A 25,746-nucleotide genomic window follows, 5' to 3' on the forward strand; every position below is an offset into this window, starting at 1 on the left:
GATTTTCAGGAATAGAAAAAACTGCAGACCAAGGAGTAGTTCACTCACTTTGTCTACAGTCTGGGATGCCTTGTTTGGCATCCTTTTTGTGTTTTTCGGAGACGGGGCAGGGCGATTCATGTATAATCGCTACAACCGAATGACGATTCCTGATTTTCTGGAGCAGTCTTTCGTGACATCCCCTCCCAGAGAACCAAGACTATAGAACGATTTCGACAAAATTCGAAACTATTCGCAACAGGGGACGGTAATATTGATATTCTATAAATAGTTAGTTGAAGATTAATCGGACCGTGCCGATTCGGCCGGCCGGAAACGGAGGAACGTTATGGCGAAGAATGAATTTGTAACCGCAATCAATTGCATGGACGGCCGTGTTCAGGAACCGGTCATGAACTGGATGAAACAGCGCTACGATGCCCTTTATGTGGATATGATTACAGAAGCCGGCCCAAACAAACTGCTTCGTAGTGATAATAAAGTGCTGATTGAAAATATCTACGATCGTGTCCGGGTATCTACGGACCGTCACGGTTCAGAATATATCGCCATTGCAGGACATTATGACTGTGCCGGTTACCCCGTAAGCGCGGAAAAGAAAAAAGGAAAGATCATGGACTCTGTGGAACTCATCGAATCATGGAACCTCGGATTCAAGGAGATCGCCGGGCTCTACATTAATGACAAATGGGAAGTTGAGGTTGTCTGCATCAAGTCCGACAATCCCATCGAGGCTTAATCCGGAACTAAAGGCAGGATTCTGTATGAAAGAACTCGCAAATCATATCCTGAAGCTTGAGCAGGAACTATTGGACAACTCAGTCAGAAAGGATCCGGCCAGGTTCGGCCCGTTGCTCGACGAGTGCTTTTTTGAATTTGGACAGTCTGGGAGACGGTTTTCAAAGGCAGATTGTCTGGCGGATGGGACGCTTGGAAGCGTCGACCTTCGCATCAGCCACTTTGGCCTGCATCCGATCGGTGAAGGTTCTGTCCTGGCTGTTTACCGGACAGAAGACCGGGAAACCGGAAAAACGGCAAACCGAAGCTCAATCTGGAAGTCCGATGGCATCTGCTGGAAGATGATCTTTCACCAGGGGACACCGGTTCCAAACGAGTAAAGAAGTGGCGGATTCGTGAAAAAATCATCATCATCAGGGCCTCCATACACAAATTTATCAGAGAGTATCTGTCACAAAATCCGGGTATGGGGTACAATGAAGAATGAGGGGTTACGCCCGGATGAAGTAATTGAATTGGTGTTAAGGAGGAACTGCCTTGAATTACCTGGGAGATACTTTACTTCCGATTCTGATCATCGTATCGATCGTTGCATTTATCGGCATTATCGGTCTCGGAATCATGAAAAACTGGCGCTAATCAGGCAACAAAAAACGGGAGCTGCGGATTCAATCTGCAGCTCCCGTTTTCATATCTGAAAAAGAAGTCATTTGATGATCATCACCGGACAGTCGGAACGTTTCATGACTTTGTGGCTGACACTGCCGAGAACCATTTCCTGCAGAGGATTCAGGCCGCGGCTTCCGATGATGACCAGATCAAATGAATGGGCGTTGGCATGGGAAACAATCGCCGGTCCCGGTTCACCATGAAGGATATTCACTTCGTAGGGGATTTGTCTTGTTTTCAGCAACTCTTCAGCCGGGAGGAGACGCTGTCGCCTCTGCATCTCCAGGTCGGAACGTCCCTTGGCATGCAGGACGGCGTCTTTGGCTTTTGAGAAATCGGCCACATAGGCAATTTCCACAGCGCCATTCATCGCTTCCGCAAGTGCGGCGGCATGTTTGGCGGCACGGATCGAATGGTCTGAACCGTCCACCGCCAAAAGTATTCGCTTATACATACTCAATCTCCTCCTCTGTCACTGGCAGACCTGCTTCTATTTATATTCCCCAAAATTTTACACTTCACGCAGGAAGATCCCCTATATGAAAGAGGTTCTGCCCATGCAAAGGTAAAGCCTTCCAACGGTGCTGAAGCAATGGTTTCAGTTACTTGTCTGCCGGATCATCTGCATCCGTTCATTGAACAGTGCCGGATAGGAAAGAAAGCCGAGAAGAATGCTTGAAACGACAGCAGTTGTCAGAAGCAGGAACAGGATCAGGAGCTGGAACTGGACAGCCTGAACCGGATCGGCGCCTGCAATGATTTGTCCGCTCATCATGCCGGGCAACTGGACAAGCCCCATCGTCTTCTGGCTTTCAATGGTGGGGATGGTACTTGCCTTAATGGAATCCGTCAGTTGCGTATGGACAGCCTGTTTCGGGGTGCCGCCAAGGGAAAGGATCAATTCCGTCCGGTTCCGGTGGGCTTCCATCTCCGAAGTGAAGCGGTTGAGGAAGAGAATAGAGAGTACCATGGAATTGCCTACAACCATCCCGCTGATCGGAATTATATATTGGGCGGTCGCCGGTACGATGCCGAAGCCGAGCAGAATTCCTTGTGTAAGAACTTCTACCGCAATAATCGTCACAGTGATCTTCGGCAAAATGCCCGGAATGGCTTTTCCTTTCTTTGATGCATTATGGACTGCGGCGAAAATCATCAGACCGATCATCAGCAAAATATAGATATGGCTGTCAGAGTCGAAAACGAACTTCAGGATGTAGCCGACGGCAAACAGTTGGATGATTGACCGGACCGTTGCAATAATCGTGTCTTTCTCAAGTCCGAGATTCAGAGTTCGGGAAAGCAGCAGGGGAATCAGGACGAAAATGAGAGTCAGTGAAAGAGCGATCGGGCTCATTGCAGTTCCCCCCTTACAAATCGGCGGACCCGCTCATCTGAAGGATCTTCCAAGATCCGGCTTTCACCGGTCTCGATCAGTTCTCCGGCAATCAGTACCCAAGTGTAATCGCCGATTGAGATGGCCTGTTCAAGATTGTGGGTGATCCAGATGATTGTCGTGCCATATTTCTCGTTGATCTGAGTGATGAGTGATTCGATTTCTCGCCGCGAACCACGGTCAAGGGCTGAGGTGATTTCGTCCATCAGCAGAATATCGGAGTGGTTGACCAGTGTCCGTGCAATCGACACTTTTTGCCGCTGACCGCCGGAAAGTTCGGTTGCTTTTTTATGAAGATAATCACTCGAGAGACCGACATCCCCAAGCCAGGAAACGGCATCTGACTCGGAAAGTTCCATTTTCTGAAGCCGAAGCGGCAGGGCAAGATTGTCATAAACGGACCCGTTCACCATCGGCGCATCCTGGAGGGCCATTCCGACCTTGCGCCTGAGTGCAGTCGGCTCCATGGATCCGACAGGCTCACCTTGCACAAGTATTTCTCCGGAATCAGCGGAGAGGAGGCCATTGCATAATTTAAGGACGGTCGTTTTTCCCGCGCCGGAGGGACCGACCAATGTTGTGATCCGTCCGGCAGGAAATGAACCGGTGATCGGTCCGACGATCGGTTTCCCGTCAATCGAATATCTGACATCCTTAAAGTGGATGGCAGGTTCATATGTTGTCACTTGGCATCGCTCCTGAGACTAAATTAGAATAATTATAATGTAGCATATATCCGTTGGAGATTAAACAGATAGCCATGGAAGGTGTCAAACCGACTGCCGCAATTTCTTCATTCAAGGCTAGGGTTACGTCTTCGGTGCCTTCAGTTTCGTGACTCGTCCGGCTCGCATGAATGATGGAATTAACGCGATGACTGACGGAACAGACCGGAGAGATGATTTTCTCGGCTCGGATATGATTGCCGTACACACGATATGATTACCCTTCCGGTAGGCAATTAAAAAGCAGGCGGAGAAAGGTCTCCAGCCTGCTTTTCTGTCTGTTTAAATTTTATCCTGCCCGGCAGCGGCTTCTCCTGCGGCAAGTTTCCTTCCGATGCGCTGGATATGCTGCCGGACTTTCCGGTAAGCGTCCTCCATATTGTCCGCATCGATAAAAATCTGTTGCTCATCGTTTTCATCCAGACCTGCTGAGTGTTCATAGCGCGGGTCATAGTAATATTCCAAAAGCAACCTGAAGGCTTCCGGGAATCGGTTTGACTCAAGATGATCCCGGATCTCCTTGGCAATGGGAGTGTGGATCCTGCGCTCGATAATCGAGAAGGCTTCAAGAAACTGATCTGGATAAGCTTCCGTATCGTAATCATTCAGGATATTCTGCACACGCTCTTCAATCGGCAGACGGAGGAACAGATGCAGACCTTCGTTTTTCTTGCGATCGAAAAACTCCGGAAGAACAGCTTTCCCGATTCTTCGGCTTTCCCCCTCGATGATGACATAAGGTGCATCTTCATACTTTTTCATGGCACCAACCAGGAGGGCATCAAACTTTTTCTGATTGCTTGGCTCCATGCCGATTGCACCGAAAATGGAACCCCGGTGGCCGGCCATTCCTTCCAGGTCCATGACGGGGAAGCCGTCTTTTTCCAGGCGGTGGAGAATCGCCGTTTTGCCGCCTCCCGTGTATCCGTTCAGCACGATGAGGGGCGGATGGAATTCAGCTTTCTCAAGCTCAGAAACCACCCACTGGCGATAGGTGCGGATGCCGCCGATCAGTCTGCTGGCCCGAAGTCCCATCAGATCGGTCATTGTGGCGGCCGTTTTGCTCCGCATGCCGCCGCGCCAGCAAAAAACAGTGAACGGACGGTCCAGGCTGCGGAATTCATCTACGTATTCAGGAAGTTTGGCGGAGAAGATTTCAAGGCCGCGTTTCATCGCGGCCTGTTGGCCTTCCTGCTTGTAAATCGTGCCGACTTCCGCCCGCTCCTCGTTGTCGAAAATCGGAATGTTGATGGCGCCGGGCATTGTGCCTTCAGCGTATTCTTTCGGGGAGCGCACATCCACAAGGGCGTGATTCCCGTGTTGCCTGAGCTTAAATAATTCGTCGAGTGAGAGTTCTCGCTTCATGGTTCATCTCTTTCCTTTTAGTGGCTTACAGGACCCGGATGGTTCCTGCGTTTTCTTCAGTCACTTCGCCGATGATATGGGCGTCAACGCCGTTTTCCCGGAGGGCTCCCAGTAATCCTTCAGCCTGGCCGCCGTCGACGGCGGCGAGGAGTCCGCCCGAGGTGACCGCGTCGCAGAGGATCCACTGTGAAGTCTCATCCATCGTGTCCGGATAAGTGATGTTGTCCGCCACGTGGGCATGATTGTTTTTTGTACCGCCCGGAACAGCGCCCTGTTCGGCGAGTTCTCGCGTGCGGGGGAGGACAGGGACATCATTGGAGCGGATGACGAGTCCTGTTCCGCTTCCTTGTGCCATTTCCGTTGCATGGCCGAGGAGTCCGAAACCGGTCACGTCGGTGGTGGCATGCACGTCGTAATCGTTCATCGTCTCGGCGGCGGTTTTATTGAGCGTGGTCATCACGTTCGTCACTTCCCGGACATCATCTTCCGATAGAAGGTCTCGCTTTAGCGCGGTCGTATAGATGCCGACACCGATCGGTTTTGTCAATATAAGTTTGTCCCCGGGCTTTGCTCCTGCATTCGTCCGTACTTTGGACGGATGGATCGTGCCGGTGACAGCCAGTCCGTATTTTGGTTCCTGATCATCGATCGAATGTCCGCCGACCAAAGTGACTCCGGCCTCTTTCATTTTATCCGCCGCGCCGCGCAGGATATCGGCAAGGATCTTCTTGTCGAGGTTGCCGATCGGGAAAGCCACGATGTTCAGTGCCGTGACAGGTGTGCCTCCCATTGCATAAATGTCGCTGATTGCATTGGTTGCGGCGATCTGTCCGAAGTCGTAAGGGTCATCGACGATCGGTGTGAAAAAGTCGGTTGTCTGAACAAGTGCAAGGTCATCTGTGAGTTGGTAGACACCTGCATCATCACTTGTGTCGAGGCCTACAAGAAGATTCGGGTCCGGAACTGCTGCAGGCAGTTCCCTGAGCACGCCCGCCAGATCTGCAGGCCCGATTTTGCATCCGCATCCGCCTTTTTTGGTCAGTGTAGTCAATTTGATTGAAGCCATATCATCCCGGCCTTTCTTTGCCAAGTCTTTTCTTCCCATGATATCATATTGTCCCTTGGCGGTAGAGGAGCGACGCTTCGGGATTCATATTGCTAGGAGAAAATGGTATACTGTATTATTGCAGAGAGTTTAAATCCGAAAGAGAGTGGATTTTAATGGGTCGTAAGTGGAACAACATTAAAGACAAAAAAGCTGCAAAAGACCAGAGCACCAGCCGGGTGAATGCAAAGTTCGGACGTGAAATCTACGTGGCCGCACGTCGCGGTGAACCGGATCCGGAATCCAACCAGGCACTGAAAATGGTGCTCGAACGTGCAAAAACCTATAACGTACCCAAGCACATCATCGACCGGGCCATCGATAAGGCAAAAGGCGGCTCCGACGAAAACTACGATGAATTCCGGTATGAAGGTTTCGGACCGGGCGGGTCGATGGTCATCGTCGATGCCCTGTCCAATAACGTCAACCGGACGGTATCGGAAGTGCGTGCGGCATTCGGAAAAAATGGCGGCAATATGGGAGTCGCCGGTTCGGTTTCCTATATGTTCGACTCCACCGCTGTTTTCGGCATTGAAGGCAGAGGAGAGGAAGAGGTCCTCGAGATGCTGATGGAAGAGGACATTGAAGTCCGTGACGTGTTTGAGGAAGAGGGCAGTGTGATTGTCTACGCTGAGCCTGAGGATTTCCACGCAGTTCAGGAGGCCTTCAAGAAAAACGGCATTTCGGAATTCCAGGTGGCGGAACTCAGTATGCTGCCGCAGACGGAAGTCTCTCTTGGAGAAGAGGATCAGGCCCAGTTCGAAAAGATGATTGACGTGCTCGATGACCTTGAAGATGTTCAGCAGGTTTATCACAATGTCGACCTCGGCGATGAATGATGAAATGACTGGCATGCCCGCCTTCCAAGGAAGGCGGGTTTTTGCATGGGAGGGGCACCGGTATGAAATTTGTTTCCTGGAATGTAAATGGCCTGAGGGCCTGTGTGAAAAAAGGATTTTTGGATTATTTCAATGAAGTGGATGCCGATGTCTTCTGTGTGCAGGAGACCAAGCTGCAGGAGGGCCAGATCGACCTTGAGCTGGACGGCTACCATCAGTATTGGAACTATGCGGTGAAAAAGGGCTACTCCGGCACCGCGGTGTTCACAAAACATGAGCCGCTGTCAGTCAGTTACGGCCTCGGCGACGAAGAGGGACAGGATGAAGGCAGAATCTTAACCCTTGAATTTCCGGCTTTCTATCTGATCACCGTCTATACGCCCAATTCCCAGCGGGATCTGGCACGGCTGCCGTTCCGTCTGGAATGGGAAGACCGATTCCTGGACCATATCGAACGGCTTGATGAAGAAAAACCCGTGATTCTGTGCGGTGACCTGAATGTTGCCCACAGGGAGATCGATCTGAAAAATGCCAAGACGAATGTCGGCAATTCGGGCTTCACCTTCGAGGAGCGCAGGAAGATGACAGAACTGCTTGATGCGGGTTTCATTGATACGTTCCGGCATTTTCATCCTGACCGGACCGATGTTTATTCCTGGTGGTCGTATATGAACAAGGTCCGTGAACGGAATATCGGATGGCGGATAGATTATTTTCTTGCCTCGGAGCGTCTGGCACCGCTTTTGACAAACGCGGACATCCACTGCGACATCATGGGAAGCGATCACTGTCCGATTGTCCTTGAAGCTGATCTCGGGCCGGACCGTGTATTGGCCTGAACGGTTTGGTGCAATCGAGAAGGAATCCGGGTCCGTCCTGCCGAAAGAATGGCAGGATGGATTCTTTTTTTGAGGGGGAGACCTATGGCCGAGATAGCTGAATTGACGAGGAACGGAGAAGGACTGACCGCTTATAGGGAAGTCCGATATCCTCATGAGCAAGCAGAAGTGTGGACCTACCTGACCGACAATGACCGGCTTTCCCTCTGGTTTGATGAGCTTCGGATGGGAGAAGCGTCAGAAGGAGGACATTACCTGTTTGATATGGGGGAACATGGGAGAGAAAAGCTGGAGATTTTCAGACTTGAACCCGGAGAAACAGTGGAGTTTGATTGGTTCGGCGATGTGGTACGCTTCGATCTGGTCACTGACGGAAGCGATACTGTGCTCGCATTCAAGGAAACCGTCCGAAAACTGACAGAACAGACCGTGAAGGATCTGGCAGGGTGGCATGTCTGCCTGGATGTGATCGGCAGCCTTCTTGACGGGCGGCAGCCGGAAGACCGGCATGCTGACTGGGAAAAATGGAATGAAGCTTATGGCCGGGCAGTCGGGGAACTGTAGGGGGGATCAGAATGGGGTATATCGAGGAACTCAGGGAACTGACCGGCAGCAGACCGCTTCTTCTTACCGGCGTGGGTGTCGGTGTCCTGGACAGCAGCGGCCGGATCCTCCTGCAGAAAGATTTTGACGGACGCTGGGGCATTCCCGGCGGATTCATGGAACTTGGCGAGTCCGCAGAAGATGCGGGCCGCCGCGAAGTGCTCGAAGAAACCGGGGTCGAAATCGGGAAAATGTCCCTTGTGACAGTCATCTCCGGCCCGCAGACATTTTCGCGGCTGGCAAACGGTCATGAATACTATTCCGTGACTATCGTCTACGCTTCTCATACAGAGAGAGACCAGGAGCCGAGACCGGATGGAAAGGAAACGGCCGAAGCCCGGTTTTTCCGCCCGGATGAACTCCCGGAAGGGCTGAACCCGATGATCAGAAATCAGATTTTCCAATACTTAAACATGCATAAGAAATGACGGGGGCGTTATCCCCGTCTTTTTTTATTTGAGAGATATGAATTTATCCGATAGGTTTGAATTAACGGAAATTTCAGTTACAATGGACACATATACATAGACTGAATGCCCAAAAAGAATTTGGGTGTCCGCCTCTGCGGCAGATTGCCGTCAGCGGGTTCCATATAACAAACAATAAAAAGGGGGTAAATCGTTTGAATGCAATTCTGGTTGCCGTGATCGGGATGGTTGTTTTCGCGCTTGGTTATCGATATTATTCAAAGTTTGTCGCGGAACGCATCTTCCGTCTCGATCCGAATTATGTTACACCGTCACACAAGTACAAAGATGGCGTCGACTTTGTCCCGACAAACAAATTTGTGCTATGGGGACATCACTTCACGTCTGTCGCAGGAGCGGCCCCGATACTCGGGCCGGCAATTGCCGTTTATTGGGGATGGCTCCCCGCGTTTCTGTGGGTGGTATTAGGGACGGTGTTTGCGGCCGGTGTCCATGACTTCGGGACTTTGGCGCTGTCTGTCCGGAACAAGGGGCAGTCCGTCGGGACAATTGCCGACAAGCTGATCGGACAACGGGCCAAAATGCTGTTTTTGTTCATCATCCTGATTCTCGTCCTGATGGTCAACGCGGTATTTGCCTGGGTCATTTCAAATCTGTTCATCAAGTACCCGGCAAGTGTAATTCCGGTCTTTATCCAGATTCCGCTGGCTGTCTGGATCGGTTATGCCGTCTATAAACGACAGAAGAAGATGCTTGTTCCGTCATTGATTGCGCTTGCGGTCATGTATGTTACAGCGGTTATCGCGAGCCAGGTCAGCTGGCTCCAGGTGGACCTGGTCTCCATGATGGGCGGGGAGGAAGGGGCAGGACTGTTCGGCCTGGGTTCCGTATCGACTGCCTTCTTCATCTGGATCGTCATCCTGATGATCTATGTGTATATCGCTTCGACACTGCCGGTATGGAAACTTCTCCAGCCGCGTGACTTCATCAACTCACATCAGCTTGTTGTCGGTCTCGGCATCCTGTATCTCGGCCTGATTTTCACGAATCCGAAAATCACAGCGCCGGCCGTCCATGCGGCCAATGACGTTTCGTGGTTCCCGCTCCTTTTTATCACCATTGCGTGCGGAGCCATATCCGGCTTCCACGGTCTTGTATCGTCCGGCACGTCTTCCAAGCAGCTGGACAAAGAAACCGATGCCCGCTTTGTCGGCTACCTTGGAGCGGTCGGGGAAGGGATCCTGGCACTCATCTCCATCCTGGCCGTCGTGACGCTGTTCCCGACTGCAGCTGCATTCACGGAAGCATACAGCAGCTTCGGCGCTGCCAACGCCGGCGGTCTCGGAAACTTCGTCCAAGGGGCATCCGGTCTAGCACAAGGTCTCGGCATCCCGCCTTCTGTTGCGGCGACAATCGTATCAATCATTATCATCAGCTTTGCGGCAACAACACTGGACTCTTCCGTCCGCCTGATGCGGTATATCATCGCAGAAATCGGGATGGAGTATAAGATGCCGGCGCTTGCCAAGCCGCATGTCGCAACATCGGTTGCCGTGCTGTCCAGCGCCGCACTCGTCCTGATTCCTAAGGGGCCGAACGGTTTCGGATCGGGCGGATATCTTCTTTGGCCTCTGTTTGGGACAGCGAACCAGCTGCTTGCCGGCATCAGTCTCATGCTGATTGCCGTCTGGCTTAAAAAGCTTGGCAGGAACTACATGGTCGCGCTGATTCCGATGATCTTCCTCCTGTTCATGACGCTCATCGCCATGTTCCAGCAGGTGTTCTTCGAATGGTCATTGTGGGGCAGTAACTCGAATATGCTCCTGTTCGTGTTCGGAGCGATCATCTTCGTATTTGCGGTATGGATCATCCTGACTGCCTTTAATGTACTCACAAGAGGAAGTGACCGTAAGCTGCCTCTGGAAGAATGATTGAAACGGGGCCGGCACAGCAGGCCCCCTTTTTCTATGGAGGGGTCGACATGGAACTGACAGACAAACTGAAAAAACTGATCCGGTATTATGAGGAAGTCATCAGCCTGCCCCACAAGCGGGAAATCGCGGCCGAACTCCGGGATGAGGACGATCTGTTCCTTCTTCTCCTGTACTCCGAGATGATCGGCATCCCAAATCCGGTTTATTACTATACACTGGAGCTGTACCCGTACATGATCGAGAAGTTTCATGACTGGCATCTCCGGATGGGGATGGAAAAATCTCCGCTTACCGGAATCCGGTGCTGCTGAAGGAGGGAACTGTATGGATGTGCTAAACAAGGAAGTGATTTTTGTCGGGGGGAAGGGCGGCGTCGGAAAATCCACATCAGCGGCGGCCATTGCAATAAGGTCAGCGGCAACGGGGCACAAGACCCTGCTCGTCTCGACCGATCCGGCCCATAACACAGGGGATATCTTCGGAAGGAAATTAGACGGGAAGATTACAGAAGTGGCGGAGGGACTGTCCGCACTGGAGATTGATCCGGACAGGGAGACCGAGGCCTACATCGGGACTGTAAAGGACAATCTGAAGGGGGTTGTCCACTCCGCGATGGCAGACGAAGTCAATCGGCAGCTGGACACGGCAAAAGCATCTCCGGGTGCAGATGAAGCCGCTCTTTTTGACAGGCTGGTGACCATCCTCCTTGAGGAAAGGAACCGGTTCGACCGGATCATTTTCGATACAGCGCCGACCGGCCATACGATCCGTCTGCTGACGCTCCCTGAGCTGATGGGAATCTGGATCCGCGGTTTGCTGGAGAGAAGAAGGAAGACCAACGAAAACTATTCAGCACTGCTGAATGACGGAGATCCTGTGGAAGATCCGATCTATGATGTCCTGAGGGAGCGGCAGGAACGTTTTACACGGGTACGTGAAATCCTTCTAGATCCGGACAAGACCGGATTCATCTTCGTCCTCAATCCGGAGCGGCTGCCGATTCTTGAAACGGAAAAGGCGGTGTCGCTTCTCGGCAGGCATGACCTTCACGTCAGCACATTGATCGTCAATAAGGTGTTGCCGGAAGAAGCAGACGGGGAATTTCTCCGGGAACGGAGAGTGCTTGAGCGAGGGTATCTGAAATTGATCGCCGAAACTTTCGGGGAGCAGGAACTGATCTTCGTGCCCCTCTTCCCGAGAGATATCGCCTCGATGGTGGATCTTGAGTCATTCAGTCAACATTTTAAGGCAGGTGGAGAAGTTGAAGGCATTCGTTTATGAGATGGGTGAATGGAAACTGAAAGAAATGGAAGATCCGGTCGCAGGACCCGGTGAGGCGGTCGTCTCGCTGAAAGTGTCCGGACTGAACCGCCGGGACCTCTACATACCCGGACGTCTCGGACCTGAAAAGGAAGCGGTCGTCATCGGATCGGACGGCGCGGGTGTCGTCAGCCAGGTTGGGGATGGGGTGAGTCAGTTTGGTGAAGGGGATGAAGTCATCATCAATCCCGCCCTCCGGTGGATGGAGCAGTCAGCAGCACCTCCCGCGGAGTTCGATATCCTCGGAATGCCGGACAACGGAACGATGGCCGAAAAAATCGTACTGTCGGCAGACCAGCTGGAGCCGAAGCCTTCAGGCCTGTCATGGGAAGAGGCGGGTGTCCTGTCGCTTGCTGCAATGACGGGATACCGGGCTCTTGTCACCCGCGGAAGGGCCGAAGCGGGCCAGACGGTGTTCATTCCCGGAGCGGGAAGCGGTGTGGCGACTTATCTGATCCAGTTCGCCAAGGCGCTCGGGGCGAAGGTCATCGTTTCATCCCGGAGCGCAGACAAGCGCAGCCGTGCGTTGGAAATCGGTGCGGACCGCGCCATTGACACGAATTCGGACTGGAAAGAAGAACTGAAGGATGAAACCATCGACCTCGTCATCGACAGCGTGGGTGAAGCGACGTTCAACCGGTCGCTGGACGTGCTGAAAAAAGGCGGTCGCATCGTCACATTCGGCGCCACGACGGATGATCACATCCGGTTCGATCTTCGTTCTTTCTTCTACGGACAATATGATCTGCTCGGGTCGACGATGGGGAACCGGGAAGAGCTCCGTGCCCTGCTTAAATTGATTGAGGAGAAGGATATCCGCCCGGTTGTCGATTCGGTCTATCCTCTGGAAGATATCCGGGAAGCGATGGGCAAACTGGAGAACAGTACACAATTCGGCAAGTTGGCCATAAGGATAGGAGAATAATGGACATCAAAAAAGCCAGTTCCTTTTATCGGGATCTGGCTTTTTTATGAGAATGGACTTGCGCCCCGCATTCACTTTCCACGGAACCAACCGTTTTCGCGATATCGGGCAACTGCTTCAATACGGTTGCTGACATTCAGTTTGTCGAGGATGGTTGAAATATAATTCCTTACGGTGCCGGTCGTCAGGAACAATTCCTTCGCAATTTCTTTGGTTTCTTTGCCGTTTGCGATCAGTTCCATCACTTCGGTTTCCCTCGCGGTCAGAGGATTCGGATTGCTGAATGCCATGTCCACCAGCTCGGGTGCGTAGATTTTTCGGCCGCCGACAATCGAACGGATTGAGTCAGCCAGATCTTCGCTCGGACTGTCCTTTAGAAGGTATCCGTCAACATGTGCGTGACGGGCACGCTCAAAGTAACCGGCTCTGGCAAATGTCGTCAAAATAATGACTTTGCACGGATGTCCGCTCAGCTCGTCCGCTGCATCCAGACCGGTCAGGACCGGCATTTCTATATCCATAATGCAGACATCCGGGTTTTGAGTCTTTACAAGCCGGACTGCCTCCGCGCCATCTGCCGCCTGGCCGACGACGGTCATATCCTCTTCCAGATCAAGCAGGGAAGCGAGCGCGCCAAGAAGGAGGCGCTGGTCTTCCGCAATCACAATCCTGATCATCCGATCCCTTCCTTTCTCCCTTGCTGGATCACATGAGGCACTTCGATGACCAGCCGTGTGCCGCCGGCCGGCGCGTTCGCTTCCACATTGAGGGTTCCGTTTACAAAGTCCAGGCGTTCCCTCATCCCCCGGAGGCCGTTGCCCCGGGAAGGCGGTCCGCTGATTCCGACCCCGTCATCAAACACTTCCAGGCGGACTCCCGAAGCGGTTTCCGAGAGCCGGATTAAGCAGGAGGAAGCCTTGCTGTGCCGGACAATATTCGTGACTGCTTCCATCAGGCACATTCCGAGAACATCATCGATCAGCGGACCGGTTTTGTTCCCACCCGGTTCCTTGTCGATGGAGAGTTCAATTTCAGCAGCTTCAAGGATCTGGACGGCCCTGGCCAATTCGATTTCAAGAGTTGTGCCACGCATGCCGGATACGAGTTCGCGCACTTCCTTCAGCGCGGTCCTTGCGGTCTGCCGGACATCGAGCATTTCCTTTTCAGCACGTTCTGCGTCCCTCCCGGCAAGCTTCACCGCAAGATCACTTTTCATCCCGATCAGCGAAAGCTTTTGCCCGAGTGTGTCATGAAGATCTCTTGCAATGCGCTGGCGTTCCTCGTGAACAAGAAGTTCGCCGATCAGGCGGTTGGCATCTTCCAGTTTTTCTTCAAGAACTTCCTGGCGGTGCCGGCTGTATTTATGGAAAGGAATCAGGATAACACCGATCACCGACATGATCAGGAACGAATATTGTGTCCTGAAGATTTCCGGTTCGGTGAAGATTACAAGAACAAGTGCAGCAACGGATGCCGCAATATTAAACGAGTAAAACAGGAAGAACGGTGTCCGCCGCCTGGTTTCCCCGATAAACAGAGCAAGGAACAGGAAAAAGTAGATGTAGCCGAATGCCACGGTCATCGTGAAGCTGATCAGGATTTCGAAGGTCAGACAGGTGTATCGGATTCCTGTATTCTGGCTAAAAGAAAATTTGTAAGCCACCAGGAAGAGTGCGAACAGAACGATTCCGATGAAGATTTCTCTGGCTGACATGGTCCTGAAGATGAAGAAGAACGGCATGGCCAAAAAGAAGACCCATGCGTAAATATTGAACCAGCGGTTTTTAGGATACAATTGATACCATTTCTGCACGGATGCCTTCAGTCCCATCAGTCTGTTTTCTGCATTATACCAGACTCCGGAAATGCGGACAGCCGCACCGGATTGTTCCGGGCGGCTGTTCATCAGGATTTCCTCGCATCCGCCTTCGGCTGGCGGATGGCCTCGCCGAGAGAGGAGCGTGTGCGGGCCGGTGCAGCGGTCTTCAGTTCACGGAATGTGATAAAGCGCTTGTTCGCTTCGTCGAACAGCTTGAAGCGGAGTGATTCAAGGCTCGTCTTGAGGGTGATCGTCGTTGCTTTCTGCAATGGCTCAACAGATTCGTGAGCTTCTTCGAGCTTGTAGTTCGGTACGCGCGGAGCCAGGTGGTGTACGTGATGATAGCCGATATTCCCGGTTACCCACTGGAGGACAAGCGGAAGTTTGTAGTAGGAACTTCCGTCTACGGCAGCCTTCACATAATCCCACTCAGATTCATCCTCGAAGTAGGAATCCTCGAATTGGTGCTGGACGTAGAACAGCCAGATTCCGAGCATGCCGCCCACGAACATGATCGTTCCATGGATCAGGAGAAATGCTTTCCATCCTACGAGCAACGCAGTCACAGTGTAGATGACGATGACAGCCACATTGATGAACCAAGTGTTCCGGCGTTCTTTCGGCTTGGCATCCTTTCGGTTGAAGCGGCCGGATACCAGGAACAGGTAGAGCGGCCCGAAGCCGAACATGACGATCGGATTCCGGTAGAGCCGGTAACCGAGTCTCTGGAGCGGAGTGGCCGCCCGGTACTCTTCGACAGTCATGACCCAGATGTCGCCCGTTCCGCGCTTGTCGAGGTTGCCGCTTGTGGCATGGTGGATCGAGTGCTCCCGCTTCCATTTCTCATAAGGGAAGAGAGTCATGATGCCGGTGATTGTCCCGAGTGTATCATTGGCTTTTTTGTTTTTGAAGAACGAACCGTGGGTGCAATCGTGGAAAATGATGAAAGTCCTGACGAGGAAACCTGCGGCAATGACGGACAGACCGACCGTGAGCCAGACTGAAACCGACAGGCTCATGTAGGCAAGTGCCCAAAGAATGAAGAACGGCGGGATGGTATTCAAAATCTGGATGATGCTGGCCTTCTTATCGGTCGTTTCAAAGGGCTTGACACTTTTTCGGAGCTGGATCGTTTTTTCTCTGCTCATGATTTGCCTCCCGGATGTTATTGATGATGATATTATCGTACCCGGAAGTGGATTCTCAAAACAGGCATAGGTGTAAACAGTTGTATATGACAACTGTCATGGTTGCCCCGACGGATTCGGGGAACGTAAACTATAGATAGGAAGAAAACGGGAGGGATGAGAATGATCGCGCTGGAAAAAATCAGGGAAGCGGCGGATGAAATCAGTGATGTCATCCACCGTACGCCGGTGCTGACTTCATCAAGGCTAAGTGAGCAAACGGGAAATGAGGTATACCTGAAAGGGGAACATCTGCAGAAAACCGGATCATTTAAAATCCGCGGTGCTTCGAACAAGGTTCTGAAAGCGGTGCGGGAAGGAGCGAGCCATGTGGTCGCTGCGTCATCAGGCAATCATGGACAGGCGGTTGCTTATATCGCCGGACAGGCGGGGGTACAGGCGACGATCGTGGTGCCGGTAGATGCTTCTCCCGCAAAAGTGGCAGCAATCGAGGCATATGGCGGCCAAGTGGTCAGATGCGGGCTGACATCGGCGGAGCGGATTCCGGAAGCACTCAGGATAGCGGAGGAAACTGGGGGCGTATTCGTACCTCCATATGACGATCCTGACATCATCGCCGGGCAGGGAACCGCCGGCATGGAGATTTTGGAGCAGGTGGCAGATTGTGAAGCGGTCATCGTCCCCGTCGGAGGAGGAGGACTGACAGCAGGGATTCTTTGTGCCATCAAGCAGATGCGGCCGGAAATTCTCGTAATCGGTGCTGAACCGGAAACGGCGGACGATACAAAGCAGTCACTGGAAGCCGGCGAGCGGATCGCCATCGGTCCGACCCAGACGATTGCGGATGGTCTGAGGACTTCGATTCCCGGTGAATTGACGTTTCCGATTCTCCGGAGCCATCTCGACCGTCTTGTCACGGTTTCGGAAGGGGAGATCAAAGAAGCGTGCAAGTTGCTTTTCCAGTACACCAAACAGGTGGTGGAGCCATCAGGTGCTGTATCTGCAGCTGCTCTTCTCTCCGGTAGGACAGGCATTCGCGGCAAGAGGGTTGTCGCTGTGCTGTCGGGCGGCAATGTTTCAGCCGATGCATTTGCGGAAATGCTGAGAACCTGACGATTTTTTCCGAAATCCTCTTCGACAGTTCCGTGACAACAGAATGCCCAGACTGATGCAGACAGCCCAGCTGTGGTACGATCATGTAGACAAAACAGCGATACGGATGGGAGTGGCACAAACCTATGACAAAGGAATTGACCGATCAGGAGTTCCTGTCCCTGATCCGGCCGGAAGATGACCTGGTCGTTCCGATTGCCAACGGGGAACCGTTCCGTCTTCTGGATATTCTGGAGGCGCATGCGGAGCAATTAGACGGTGTACGGATCCACCAGATGCATGTGCTCCGTGAACGCCCCTATATAAATGGGGAATTTGATGGAAAGCTCAACCATGTTTCCTATTTTCTCAGTGGAGCTACAAGGAAAGCCTACCATAATGGCACAATCGAGCTCGTACCGAACAACTTCTCAGATGTCCCTTACTTGTTGAGACGGACAACCAAATTATCATTGGTGATGGCCAAGGCCTCACCCATGGACGAGCACGGGTACTTTTCACTTGGTACAAATGCGGATTATGTCGCAGAATTTATCGGAAGCGTTCCATTCGTCCTTGAAGTGAATGAAAATATGCCGAGAACATTCGGCCAAAATCAGATTCATATCAGCCAGATCAAGGGCTATATTCGCCACAATGAACCGCTCTTTCACGCAGAAGCTCCTCCGGTGACAGAGAAAGATATTGCCATCGCCGAAAAAGTCGTGGAGAGGATTGATGACGGAGATACCATCCAGGTCGGAATCGGTGCAATACCGAATGCCGTCTTGTCGATGCTAAAAGATCACCGGCACCTCGGAATCCATACTGAGATGCTGACGAGCAGCGTCGTCGACCTGTACAACTCAGGAGCTATTGACGGCACGAGGAAAGCAACAAACCGGGGAAAGATTGTTTGTACGTTCGCGCTGGGTGATCAGAAACTGTACGATTTTCTCCATGACAATCCGGGTGTCGAATTCCAGCCGGTCCATATTGTGAACAATCCGGCAAAAATAGCGCTGGAAGATCATATGGTCTCTATCAATGCCTCGACGGAAATCGACCTGTTTGGCCAGGCGGCATCCGAAACGGTCGCGGGGAAGTATTACTCTCTGAGCGGCGGTCAGGCTGACTTTGCGAACGGCATCCGATTTTCCAAGTATGGAAAAGGCTTTATCTGTCTTCACTCTACGGCAAAAAATGATACGTTGTCGCGGATCAAGGTGGCCCTCACACCAGGCTCCGTCGTGACTACATCCAAAAACTCGGTCGGCTCTATCGTAACCGAATATGGGGTTGCGGACCTGTACGGCCAGCCGTTTTCCGAAAGGGCGCGCCGGCTGATCTCCATCGCCCATCCCAAATTCAGGGAAGAGCTGGAATTTGAAGCGAAAAAAGCCGGTTTCTTTATCTGACATCAGGGAGAGAGCTACATGAAAAAGGAAGACCTGCAGCCCTGCATGGTGAATGCAGGGGAGGGGCCGTCCGCTTGCCGCGGGAGCGACGCGGGCGGTAAAGGGGAATGAACGTTTACTACCAGCTGATTCTGTATGTGCATGTATTCAGTGCGGCACTTTCAATCGGGCCGTTATTTGTCCTGGTTCCGCTGATCAACCGGATGAAATCAGCGGATGGGGCAGCTCTGGATATCCAATTGTCGGTTTTTCAGTCAGCGGTCAGAATCGTGAAGCACGCCGGACATCTTCTCGTCCTCTCGGGAATACTATTGATTGTGTCATCCGGTTACAGATGGACAACGTCTTGGGTAGCCATGACCATAATGGTCATGATCGCCTCCATTGTTTTCCTAGCCCGTGCGTTTAAACCGGTCATCCGTGAACTCGGACAGGGCGATGCCGAGCGAGCACTGTTGCTTGCGGTTCTGACTAGGAAGCTATGGACTTATATCCTGCTGTTGATGATCATGCTCTACTTCATGGTCGTCAAGCCGGATTTTTGGTAACGGAAAGCAGGACGGCCGGTCAAAAATGACCGGCCGTCCTGCTTTTGCTTTTAATTATTTTTTTCTGCAGCAACGAAGTTACCCTTGAATCCGGAAAAGTCGGGGTTATAGTGAAGGGCGTCGAATTGCTCTTTCAGATCTGCAAGCGCAGGCTGTGCGCCATTGTCGGCCAGTGCGGAGCTCATATCTCCTGCAAGGCGCATTACACGTGATTGCGCACTTTCGAGTGTGGTATTGTGAAGCTCTTTCGGTTCTTTCAGGTAATCTTCGATGTAATCAATATAAGTGCTCATGTTGTCTTCGATTTCTCCTGCAAGATCCGAAATGACATTTTCGGTTTCAGAGTCGCCTTGCAGTTCAAAATCTGAAGCGAAATCTGTGTATGCGTCAATAGTTTTTCTTACAGCTTTTTCATCACTGACCGAACCGTCTTCAATGGCAGCCGCAACATTGCTGTTCAGCACACCTGCGTGTTCCGCAATCTCGGACATGAAAATGCTCGTATCCAGAAGAAAGTCCTCGCTGTATGCGTCTGGCGCCTTGATCTCGGCCGCTTTCTTATAACTCTCCGCTTCTGCAGACACATCCCTGATATCTGCCGGCTCAGTACCGCAGGCCCCCAGAAGCAGTGCCGAAAACGCAATCACGGCAATCCATTTCTTGTTCATATGATGACCCTCCCAATATATTCTTTTCAAAAGTTATCATAGAATAACAATTGTCGAAAATGAAGGGAGAATCATAAAGTTCGCCAATTCCGGAAAATCAAAAATTCAGCCTTTAAAAGAAAAGATTTAAAACAAGGTAGCACAGGGCTGCGAACAGGGCGACGCTTGGCATCGTAATGATCCAAGTCAGGACTATTTTTCGGGCTACACCCCATTTAACGCCCTTGACCCTTTGGGCAGAACCGACACCCATGATGGCGGACGAAATGACATGAGTCGTGCTGACCGGCAGGTGGATAAGAGTTGCGCCAAAAATGACCGAAGCGGATGCGAGGTCGGCGGCGGCACCGTTGACCGGGCGGATCTTCATGATTTTACCTCCCACGGTTTTGATGATCCGGTAGCCTCCGATCGAAGTGCCCAATCCCATGGCGGTTGCTGCCGATATGCGAACCCACATCTGGATGTCATCTGTCGTCTGCCATCCGACAGAGATCAGTGCCAATGTAACGATTCCCATCGTTTTTTGGGCATCGTTTGTTCCATGGGTAAACGCCTGCAAGGCCGCTGTGCCGATCTGTAATTTGCGGATTCTTCTGTTTGTCGAAGTGAGTGTTGCCCGCCTGAGAACAAGTTTGAACAGGGACATGACCAGAAAACCCATAGAGAGGGCGATCAGCGGCGAGAAAATCAGAGCCTGCAGGATCTTGATGAATCCGCTGTAGTTGAGGCTGTTAAAGCCTGCAGCTGCAATGGCAGCTCCTGCAATCGCCCCGATTATCGCATGGGAAGAACTTGACGGGATACCAAAATACCAGGTAATCAGGTTCCACGCGATCGCTGCGATCAGTGCAGCCAAGATGACAACCGCTCCGTTGGATAAGGCGAACGGATCCACGATATCTTTCGTGATCGCCTTGGCAACTCCCGTGAATGTGATGGCTCCGATAAAATTCATGACTGCGGCCATCAGCACGGCGGTTCTGGGAGGAAGGGCCCTCGTAGAAACTGAAGTGGCAATCGCATTGGCCGTATCATGAAACCCGTTTATGAAATCAAAGGCCAAAGCAAAGATGACAATTAATATGGTGAGAACAACCAGTAAGTCCATACGCCGACCTCCAGTCCTTATGCATTGCGCATAATAATGGTTTCTATCGTGTTGGCCACGTTCTGGCACTCGTCTGCAATATCTTCAAGCTGTTCGTATATGTCTTTGAATTGAATGATGCGGATCGGATCTTTTTCGTTCTTGAATAGTTCTTTGATGGAGGAGCGGAGCACTTCATCACATTTGCTCTCGTAGTCTTTAATCAGCACGGCATGTTCGTGCATCCCTGTCAGGTTTTTGTGCTTCAGCTTTTCCATCGCTTTGACGATTTCGTCAGTGCTTTGCCTGATATAACTGATAAATGTATTCATCGACTCATCTATCTCCGCCAGCGCAAACATGTCAAAGTGTGCGATGCATTCTTCAATACCATCCAAGACATTGTCCATGCTGTTTGCAAGCGCCAGGATATCTTCCCGTTCAATAGGAGTCATAAATGATTTGTTCAGCATGACAATCAGTTCATGAATCAGATCATCGCCATCTGTTTCATACTTTTTCATCGTGGTACTGATTTCCGGCAAATCATCCAATGACCTGATCCGGAATTCATCTGCGTAATGAGTGGCTTGCTGGACATTGACCGATATCTTGGCCAACAGTTCAAAAAACGGATCGTTCTTTTTTCGTTCGAACATTCAATCCCTCCTAAGATCTCATGTAAAGCGCCATTTGCCCCATGAAGGAGTTATACCCATTTTTGCAATGGAATCGGATGTTTTTTAAAAGAAATGATGCTTACGACATGCCGGAAAGTAACAGCGATTTTCTCGGAGGAGAAGACAGGCATGAGAAAACGAGCAACTGGAAGATCCGTCGCTACCGCGTCCAGACTCCTGTTGCTCGCTGATTGTTATTAATTTGGCTGAGGTGATTAATCACTCAGAGGGATCTGTCATCAACCGAATCCAGCCATTCGGTTATTGGTCCGATGACCGACTCGATGCAGCCATCCTCAAATGGTGACAGCAGATTGGCTTCTTTTACAAGTTCCGTGAATGGCAGGGATCCGCCGAGCCGGCAAAGGTGAAGGTAATCCTTCCAGGCGGAATCACGTTCTTCCCTGGACCGTTTCCAAAACTGAAGCGCGCAGATCTGCGCCAGGCAGTAATCGATGTAGTAGAACGGCACTTCATAGATGTGGGCCTGCCGCTGCCAGAATCCGCCCTCTTCAAGGTACTCGAGACCTTCGTAATCGCGATGCGGAAGATATTCGGACTCGAGTTTTTTCCAGGCGGCTTTCCTGTCATCAGCCGTCAATTCAGGATTTTCATAGATGATATGCTGGAATTCATCGACAGCCACTCCGTACGGCAGGAACAGCAACGCCGAACTCAAATGACTGAACTTATATTTCTCGGTGTCTTCCTCAAAGAATTGCTCCATCCACGGCCAGGCGAAAAACTCCATGCTCATCGAATGGATCTCGGCAGCTTCGCTGGTCGGCCAGATATACTCGGGCACCCCGATCTCTCTGCTGGAGTAGACCTGGAATGCGTGGCCGGCTTCATGGGTGAGGACGTCGATATCATCGGATGTTCCGTTGAAATTCGAGAAGATAAACGGGGAATCGTAGTTATCGATGAACGTACAGTATCCGCCGCCTTCTTTTCCTTTCTTGGCGATCAGATCCATCAGGTCCCGCTCCAACATAAACCGGAAGAACTCCGAGGTTTCCGGTGAAAGTTCGTCATACATCTTTTTCCCGTTTTCGATGATCCAGTCCGGATCGCCCTTCGGAACGGCATTGCCGGTGACGAAGTTGAGTCCTTCATCGTGGAACGTGAGCCGGTCCACTCCGATACGTCCAGCCTGCCGCTCGTACAGACGGGTAGCAAGAGGCACGATGTGCTGCTTGACCTGTTCGCGGAAGTTCTTCACCATGTCCCGGTCGTAGCCGACCCGGTTCATTCTCAGATAACCGACGTCGACGAAGTCTTTGTAGCCGAGCGTCTTGGCGATCTGATGACGGACATCGACCAGCTTCTGATAAATCCCGTCAAACTCATTTTTGTGCTCGCCGAAAAAGCCAAATCTCGCTTCGTTCGCAGCTTTTCGTGTCTCCCGATCTGTCGATTGGGCATAAGGTCCGAGCTGGGCAAGTGTGAGCGTTTTTCCGTCGAACTCAATCTGTGCCGAGGCAATCAGCTTTGCGTATTCAGAGGCCAATTTGTTTTCTTGCTGGAGAAGCGGGATCGCTTCAGCGGAGAATGAACGGATTTTCTGGTCGGCGATGGTGAACAGTTGGGTGCCCCAGCGTTTTTCTAGCTCCTTCCGGAACGGGCTTGATACAAGTTCCTTGTAGAAGGAGGTGTTCAGCTCATCGAATTCTGGCCCGATTTCATTGAAGTAGTCCCTCTGCTCTTCATAATAGGCATCATTCGTATCAATGGAGGAGCGGATGTACACCAGATTGGAGGCTGTGGAAAAGTCATCTGCCAGCCGGTTCAGTTCCCGGATTTCCTGATCCTGCCCGTCTGCAGAACCGGCTTCCCGGAACCGGGCAAGGTGCTTGTTCCATTCCGCCTTGAGTGACTCCATATCCGGCCGCTTATATTCGTAGTCTTTGAATGTGGCCACTATAACCACTCCTTCTAGAGAAATGTCTTCCTTCTCATTTTTGATGAATGCAGAAGATTTTGCAATAAGAGGATTAAGAAAAAATAAAAAAACCCCTCCCGGTCAGTAGGGAAGGGGCAGGCTTGTGCCGTTCAGCTATAGAGTTCCAGTGCATTCATAAGAGTAGACTGAGTCTTGATGCCCCGGAATTCGATACCGAGCTGGACGGCAGTCTGTGCGATTTCCGGGCGGATGCCGGACAGGATGGCTTCCACGCCAATCAGCCGGAGCGCGTCGATCAGCTGGAACAACTGATGGGCAACCATCGTATCGACAATCGGCACGGCCGACAGATCGATGAACAGCATGTCGAGCTTTTGCTTGGCTGCCTGTTCAAGACCGGTTTCGAGAATGATGCGGGCACGGTATGTATCGATGTCACCAACCAAAGGCAGAATACCGATGCCGCGCTTGACCGGGATGACCGGACTGCTCAGTTCGGTGATCATCTGCTGCTGGGATGAGAGGATATTCTTATGGGCCTCTTCAAAATGCCGCGCGAAATTCTCAGTGATGAAGTCAAAGGCGTCATTGACCAGATTACTCCAGTAGAAGGCATCCTCAATGGTGAAATCCTGTTTTTCGGAAAGGATATAATTTTTCACGCTGTTCCAGTAATCAGTCCGGATGACACGGAACTGTGAGATGGTATCATGCATGGTCACACCGCTCTTTACCCAGTCTGCGGCGACTGACTCCGACCATTCATCGATATGTAACTTAAACTCGTCGTTGCTCTCGATGAAAATACGGCTCACGGTTTCAATCAGCTTATCATGCTGAAGGTGCAACTTGCCCTTGTCTCCGGCAAGAAAGACGGAATCGGCTCCGTCGCCGGTGCTTCGCTCAATCCACTCTTCTGCCAGCTCTTCTTTCTTGCCGATGATATACTCAAAGATGTCCTCCCGCTTTCCCACACTAATAACAACCTTTCATCTGTTATTTTTCCGATAGTCATGCAACCGACTCTTATTTTAAAGCAAGGCAAAGGCCGATGCACGGGATAAGGTCGGAGCAATGTCTTTTCCAAAGGGCGGGTTACCGTTATAATGTGAACTGAAAAGAATTCTCAGCCGCATATAAAATAGGAGTGAACTATGTTGGAAAACGGACACGATGTATTTGATATAACGATTATCGGCGGAGGCCCTACAGGACTCTTCGCCTCATTTTACGCCGGCATGCGGGAGATGAAAGTCAAGATCCTCGACAGTCTTCCGCAGCTCGGCGGCCAGCTTTCGGAGCTTTATCCGGATAAATATATATATGATGTCGGAGGCTTTCCGAAGATCCTTGCCAAAGATCTCGTGGCGAATCTTGCCGAGCAGGCTCAACACGGCAAGCCGGAAATTTGTCTCGGAGAGACAGTTTTGGCCGCGAACCGGGACGGCGAGCTGTTTGTCATCGAGACGGATAAGGGCGTCCACTATTCGCGTTCGGTACTGATTACCGCAGGTGTCGGCGCCTTCCAGCCACGCAAGCTGAATGTCGCAGGAGCAGAGACCTTTGAAGGGAAATCGCTGCACTACGGTGTCAAGGACCTGTCCAGCTTCAAGGGGACGGAAGTACTCGTATGCGGGGGAGGCGACTCCGCTCTGGACTGGGCACTGATGCTTGAGGGAGTTGCGGATAAAGTGACGCTTGTCCACCGCCGGGAACGGTTTACGGCACATGAGACGAGTGTCACCAAGCTTCATGAGTCCACTGTGGAAGTGAAGACATCCCACAATGTCAAAATTCTTCAAGGTGAAGAGGGCAAACTGGATGAAGTCGTGCTGGTCAGCAAGGAAGGCGACGAAACGAACCTTCACGCAGATCACGTCATCGTCAACTATGGAAATGTCTCTTCCCTCGGACCACTTAAAGAGTGGGGACTGGAAATGGAGAAAAATTCAATCGTGGTCAATACCAAGATGGAAACGAACATCGAGGGGATTTATGCCGCGGGTGATGTGACCACTTACGACGGCAAAGTCAAACTCATTGCTGTCGGACTCGGAGAGGCGCCTATCGCTGTCAACAACGCGAAAGCCTATCTGGATCCAAAATCCCGTGTCCAGCCGCTCCACAGCACGTCCGTATTCAAATGAAGGATCGTGAGGCGGTGATCCGCTATATTCGGACCGAACGGTCGATCCGTCGTCTGGAGCAGCGGACGGAAGATGTCGAATTCGAGCTTATTTTGACAAGGGATGCCGTCATCTCTTCCGACAGGGATTTTCCGCTGTCGAAAGTATGGGATATGAGTGCAAGGCCGGCAGCAAGCCGATGCTGGTTCCTGTATCTCCATACGGATGAGGGAGTGTTCGCTTTCCGGACCGAAGAACCGCCGGATTGGTTCATCGGCAGATACAGGGAAATGAAGCGTTAAAGAAACAGGCACGCCTTTTTTATGGCGGGCCTGTTTTCCGTTGTTTTCCGCTACACATCCGGCGCT

The 25,746-nt window shown here is 51.7% G+C and carries 28 protein-coding genes; 15 read left to right on the top strand and 13 right to left on the bottom strand.

Annotated features, from left to right (window positions below):
- Window positions 1-328: 328 nt before the first annotated feature.
- Window positions 329-739: a carbonic anhydrase gene (locus DZC51_RS00010; protein ID WP_157293309.1), complete on the top strand. Its 411-nt coding sequence runs from the start codon at window positions 329-331 to the stop codon at window positions 737-739.
- A gap of 25 nt (window positions 740-764) precedes the next feature.
- On the top strand, window positions 765-1,118 hold the full coding sequence (locus tag DZC51_RS00015; RefSeq protein WP_157293310.1) for a nuclear transport factor 2 family protein: 354 nt from the start codon (window positions 765-767) through the stop codon (window positions 1,116-1,118).
- Window positions 1,119-1,444: 326 nt separating this feature from the next.
- Here the strand turns inward: DZC51_RS00015 and DZC51_RS00020 are convergent, their stop codons facing one another.
- The 5 genes from DZC51_RS00020 to selD form a co-directional block, all read right to left on the bottom strand.
- Window positions 1,445-1,861: a universal stress protein gene (locus DZC51_RS00020; protein ID WP_157293311.1), complete on the bottom strand. Its 417-nt coding sequence runs from the start codon at window positions 1,859-1,861 to the stop codon at window positions 1,445-1,447.
- A gap of 144 nt (window positions 1,862-2,005) precedes the next feature.
- The gene (locus DZC51_RS00025; protein WP_157293312.1) at window positions 2,006-2,764 is read right to left on the bottom strand and encodes an ABC transporter permease; all 759 of its coding nucleotides are present in this window, start codon (window positions 2,762-2,764) and stop codon (window positions 2,006-2,008) included.
- Window positions 2,761-3,489, bottom strand: coding sequence for an ABC transporter ATP-binding protein (locus DZC51_RS00030; protein WP_157293313.1), 729 nt, complete (start codon window positions 3,487-3,489; stop codon window positions 2,761-2,763). The genes DZC51_RS00025 and DZC51_RS00030 overlap by 4 nt, the downstream gene beginning before the upstream one ends.
- 321 nt (window positions 3,490-3,810) lie before the next feature.
- Entirely contained in the window at window positions 3,811-4,893 is a 1,083-nt protein-coding gene (mnmH, locus tag DZC51_RS00035; RefSeq protein ID WP_157293314.1) for a tRNA 2-selenouridine(34) synthase MnmH, read from the bottom strand.
- A 25-nt stretch (window positions 4,894-4,918) separates the two neighbouring features.
- Entirely contained in the window at window positions 4,919-5,959 is a 1,041-nt protein-coding gene (gene selD / locus DZC51_RS00040; protein ID WP_157293382.1) for a selenide, water dikinase SelD, read from the bottom strand.
- A 155-nt stretch (window positions 5,960-6,114) separates the two neighbouring features.
- Between selD and DZC51_RS00045 the strand changes: the two genes are divergently transcribed.
- From DZC51_RS00045 to DZC51_RS00080, 8 genes are all read left to right on the top strand, one after another.
- Window positions 6,115-6,837 carry a YebC/PmpR family DNA-binding transcriptional regulator gene (locus DZC51_RS00045; protein ID WP_157293315.1) on the top strand — a complete coding sequence of 241 codons (723 nt, stop codon included), beginning with the start codon at window positions 6,115-6,117 and terminating at the stop codon, window positions 6,835-6,837.
- A 62-nt stretch (window positions 6,838-6,899) separates the two neighbouring features.
- Window positions 6,900-7,676, top strand: a complete 777-nt coding sequence (locus DZC51_RS00050; RefSeq protein WP_157293316.1) for an exodeoxyribonuclease III — start codon at window positions 6,900-6,902, stop codon at window positions 7,674-7,676.
- A gap of 84 nt (window positions 7,677-7,760) precedes the next feature.
- The gene (locus tag DZC51_RS00055) at window positions 7,761-8,240 is read left to right on the top strand and encodes an SRPBCC domain-containing protein (protein ID WP_157293317.1); all 480 of its coding nucleotides are present in this window, start codon (window positions 7,761-7,763) and stop codon (window positions 8,238-8,240) included.
- Window positions 8,241-8,251: 11 nt separating this feature from the next.
- Window positions 8,252-8,707: an NUDIX hydrolase gene (locus DZC51_RS00060; protein ID WP_157293318.1), complete on the top strand. Its 456-nt coding sequence runs from the start codon at window positions 8,252-8,254 to the stop codon at window positions 8,705-8,707.
- A 194-nt stretch (window positions 8,708-8,901) separates the two neighbouring features.
- On the top strand, window positions 8,902-10,638 hold the full coding sequence (locus DZC51_RS00065; protein WP_157293319.1) for a carbon starvation CstA family protein: 1,737 nt from the start codon (window positions 8,902-8,904) through the stop codon (window positions 10,636-10,638).
- A gap of 50 nt (window positions 10,639-10,688) precedes the next feature.
- Window positions 10,689-10,952, top strand: a complete 264-nt coding sequence (locus DZC51_RS00070; RefSeq protein WP_157293320.1) for a cory-CC-star protein — start codon at window positions 10,689-10,691, stop codon at window positions 10,950-10,952.
- Between the two features lie 13 nt (window positions 10,953-10,965).
- Window positions 10,966-11,922, top strand: coding sequence for an ArsA family ATPase (locus DZC51_RS00075; protein ID WP_157293321.1), 957 nt, complete (start codon window positions 10,966-10,968; stop codon window positions 11,920-11,922).
- Window positions 11,903-12,886: a zinc-binding dehydrogenase gene (locus tag DZC51_RS00080; RefSeq protein WP_157293322.1), complete on the top strand. Its 984-nt coding sequence runs from the start codon at window positions 11,903-11,905 to the stop codon at window positions 12,884-12,886. Before DZC51_RS00075 ends, DZC51_RS00080 begins: the two co-directional genes overlap by 20 nt.
- A 71-nt stretch (window positions 12,887-12,957) precedes the next feature.
- Here DZC51_RS00080 and DZC51_RS00085 read toward each other — a convergent pair whose 3' ends face one another.
- The 3 genes from DZC51_RS00085 to desA are packed head-to-tail and all read right to left on the bottom strand — an operon-like array spanning window position 12,958 to window position 15,853.
- Window positions 12,958-13,563, bottom strand: coding sequence for a response regulator transcription factor (locus tag DZC51_RS00085; protein ID WP_157293323.1), 606 nt, complete (start codon window positions 13,561-13,563; stop codon window positions 12,958-12,960).
- A complete protein-coding gene (locus DZC51_RS00090) occupies window positions 13,560-14,792 on the bottom strand; it encodes a sensor histidine kinase (protein WP_232524031.1) in 1,233 nt (410 codons plus the stop codon). The genes DZC51_RS00085 and DZC51_RS00090 overlap by 4 nt, the downstream gene beginning before the upstream one ends.
- The gene (desA, locus tag DZC51_RS00095) at window positions 14,792-15,853 is read right to left on the bottom strand and encodes a Delta(5) desaturase DesA (protein WP_157293324.1); all 1,062 of its coding nucleotides are present in this window, start codon (window positions 15,851-15,853) and stop codon (window positions 14,792-14,794) included. Before desA ends, DZC51_RS00090 begins: the two co-directional genes overlap by 1 nt.
- A gap of 162 nt (window positions 15,854-16,015) precedes the next feature.
- On the opposite strand from desA, the gene DZC51_RS00100 reads away from it, so the two are divergent.
- The 3 genes from DZC51_RS00100 to DZC51_RS00110 all read left to right on the top strand — a co-directional run bounded on the left by DZC51_RS00100 (window position 16,016) and on the right by DZC51_RS00110 (window position 18,911).
- Window positions 16,016-16,966: a threonine ammonia-lyase gene (locus tag DZC51_RS00100; protein ID WP_157293325.1), complete on the top strand. Its 951-nt coding sequence runs from the start codon at window positions 16,016-16,018 to the stop codon at window positions 16,964-16,966.
- Window positions 16,967-17,091: 125 nt separating this feature from the next.
- Window positions 17,092-18,363 carry an acetyl-CoA hydrolase/transferase family protein gene (locus DZC51_RS00105; protein WP_157293326.1) on the top strand — a complete coding sequence of 424 codons (1,272 nt, stop codon included), beginning with the start codon at window positions 17,092-17,094 and terminating at the stop codon, window positions 18,361-18,363.
- 107 nt (window positions 18,364-18,470) lie between these two features.
- Window positions 18,471-18,911 (top strand): hypothetical protein, encoded by a 441-nt coding sequence (locus DZC51_RS00110; protein ID WP_157293327.1) that lies wholly within the window; start codon window positions 18,471-18,473, stop codon window positions 18,909-18,911.
- Between the two features lie 50 nt (window positions 18,912-18,961).
- Here the strand turns inward: DZC51_RS00110 and DZC51_RS00115 are convergent, their stop codons facing one another.
- The 5 genes from DZC51_RS00115 to DZC51_RS16360 all read right to left on the bottom strand — a co-directional run bounded on the left by DZC51_RS00115 (window position 18,962) and on the right by DZC51_RS16360 (window position 24,226).
- Entirely contained in the window at window positions 18,962-19,579 is a 618-nt protein-coding gene (locus DZC51_RS00115) for a hypothetical protein (RefSeq protein WP_157293328.1), read from the bottom strand.
- A gap of 112 nt (window positions 19,580-19,691) precedes the next feature.
- A complete protein-coding gene (locus tag DZC51_RS00120) occupies window positions 19,692-20,690 on the bottom strand; it encodes an inorganic phosphate transporter (protein WP_157293329.1) in 999 nt (332 codons plus the stop codon).
- A 17-nt stretch (window positions 20,691-20,707) separates the two neighbouring features.
- Window positions 20,708-21,328, bottom strand: a complete 621-nt coding sequence (locus DZC51_RS00125) for a DUF47 domain-containing protein (protein ID WP_157293330.1) — start codon at window positions 21,326-21,328, stop codon at window positions 20,708-20,710.
- A 244-nt stretch (window positions 21,329-21,572) separates the two neighbouring features.
- Complete coding sequence (locus DZC51_RS00130) at window positions 21,573-23,270, bottom strand: M3 family oligoendopeptidase (protein ID WP_157293331.1); 1,698 nt, start codon at window positions 23,268-23,270, stop codon at window positions 21,573-21,575.
- Window positions 23,271-23,401: 131 nt separating this feature from the next.
- A complete protein-coding gene (locus DZC51_RS16360; RefSeq protein ID WP_304504507.1) occupies window positions 23,402-24,226 on the bottom strand; it encodes an STAS domain-containing protein in 825 nt (274 codons plus the stop codon).
- A 180-nt stretch (window positions 24,227-24,406) separates the two neighbouring features.
- Between DZC51_RS16360 and DZC51_RS00140 the strand changes: the two genes are divergently transcribed.
- Entirely contained in the window at window positions 24,407-25,399 is a 993-nt protein-coding gene (locus tag DZC51_RS00140) for an NAD(P)/FAD-dependent oxidoreductase (RefSeq protein WP_157293332.1), read from the top strand.
- Between the two features lie 14 nt (window positions 25,400-25,413).
- Complete coding sequence (locus DZC51_RS00145) at window positions 25,414-25,680, top strand: hypothetical protein (protein WP_157293333.1); 267 nt, start codon at window positions 25,414-25,416, stop codon at window positions 25,678-25,680.
- Window positions 25,681-25,746: the final 66 nt, after the last annotated feature.

It is taken from the genome of Bhargavaea sp. CC-171006, from assembly GCF_009761675.1.
GTDB classification, from domain to species: Bacteria; Bacillota; Bacilli; order Bacillales_A; family Planococcaceae; genus Bhargavaea; species Bhargavaea changchunensis.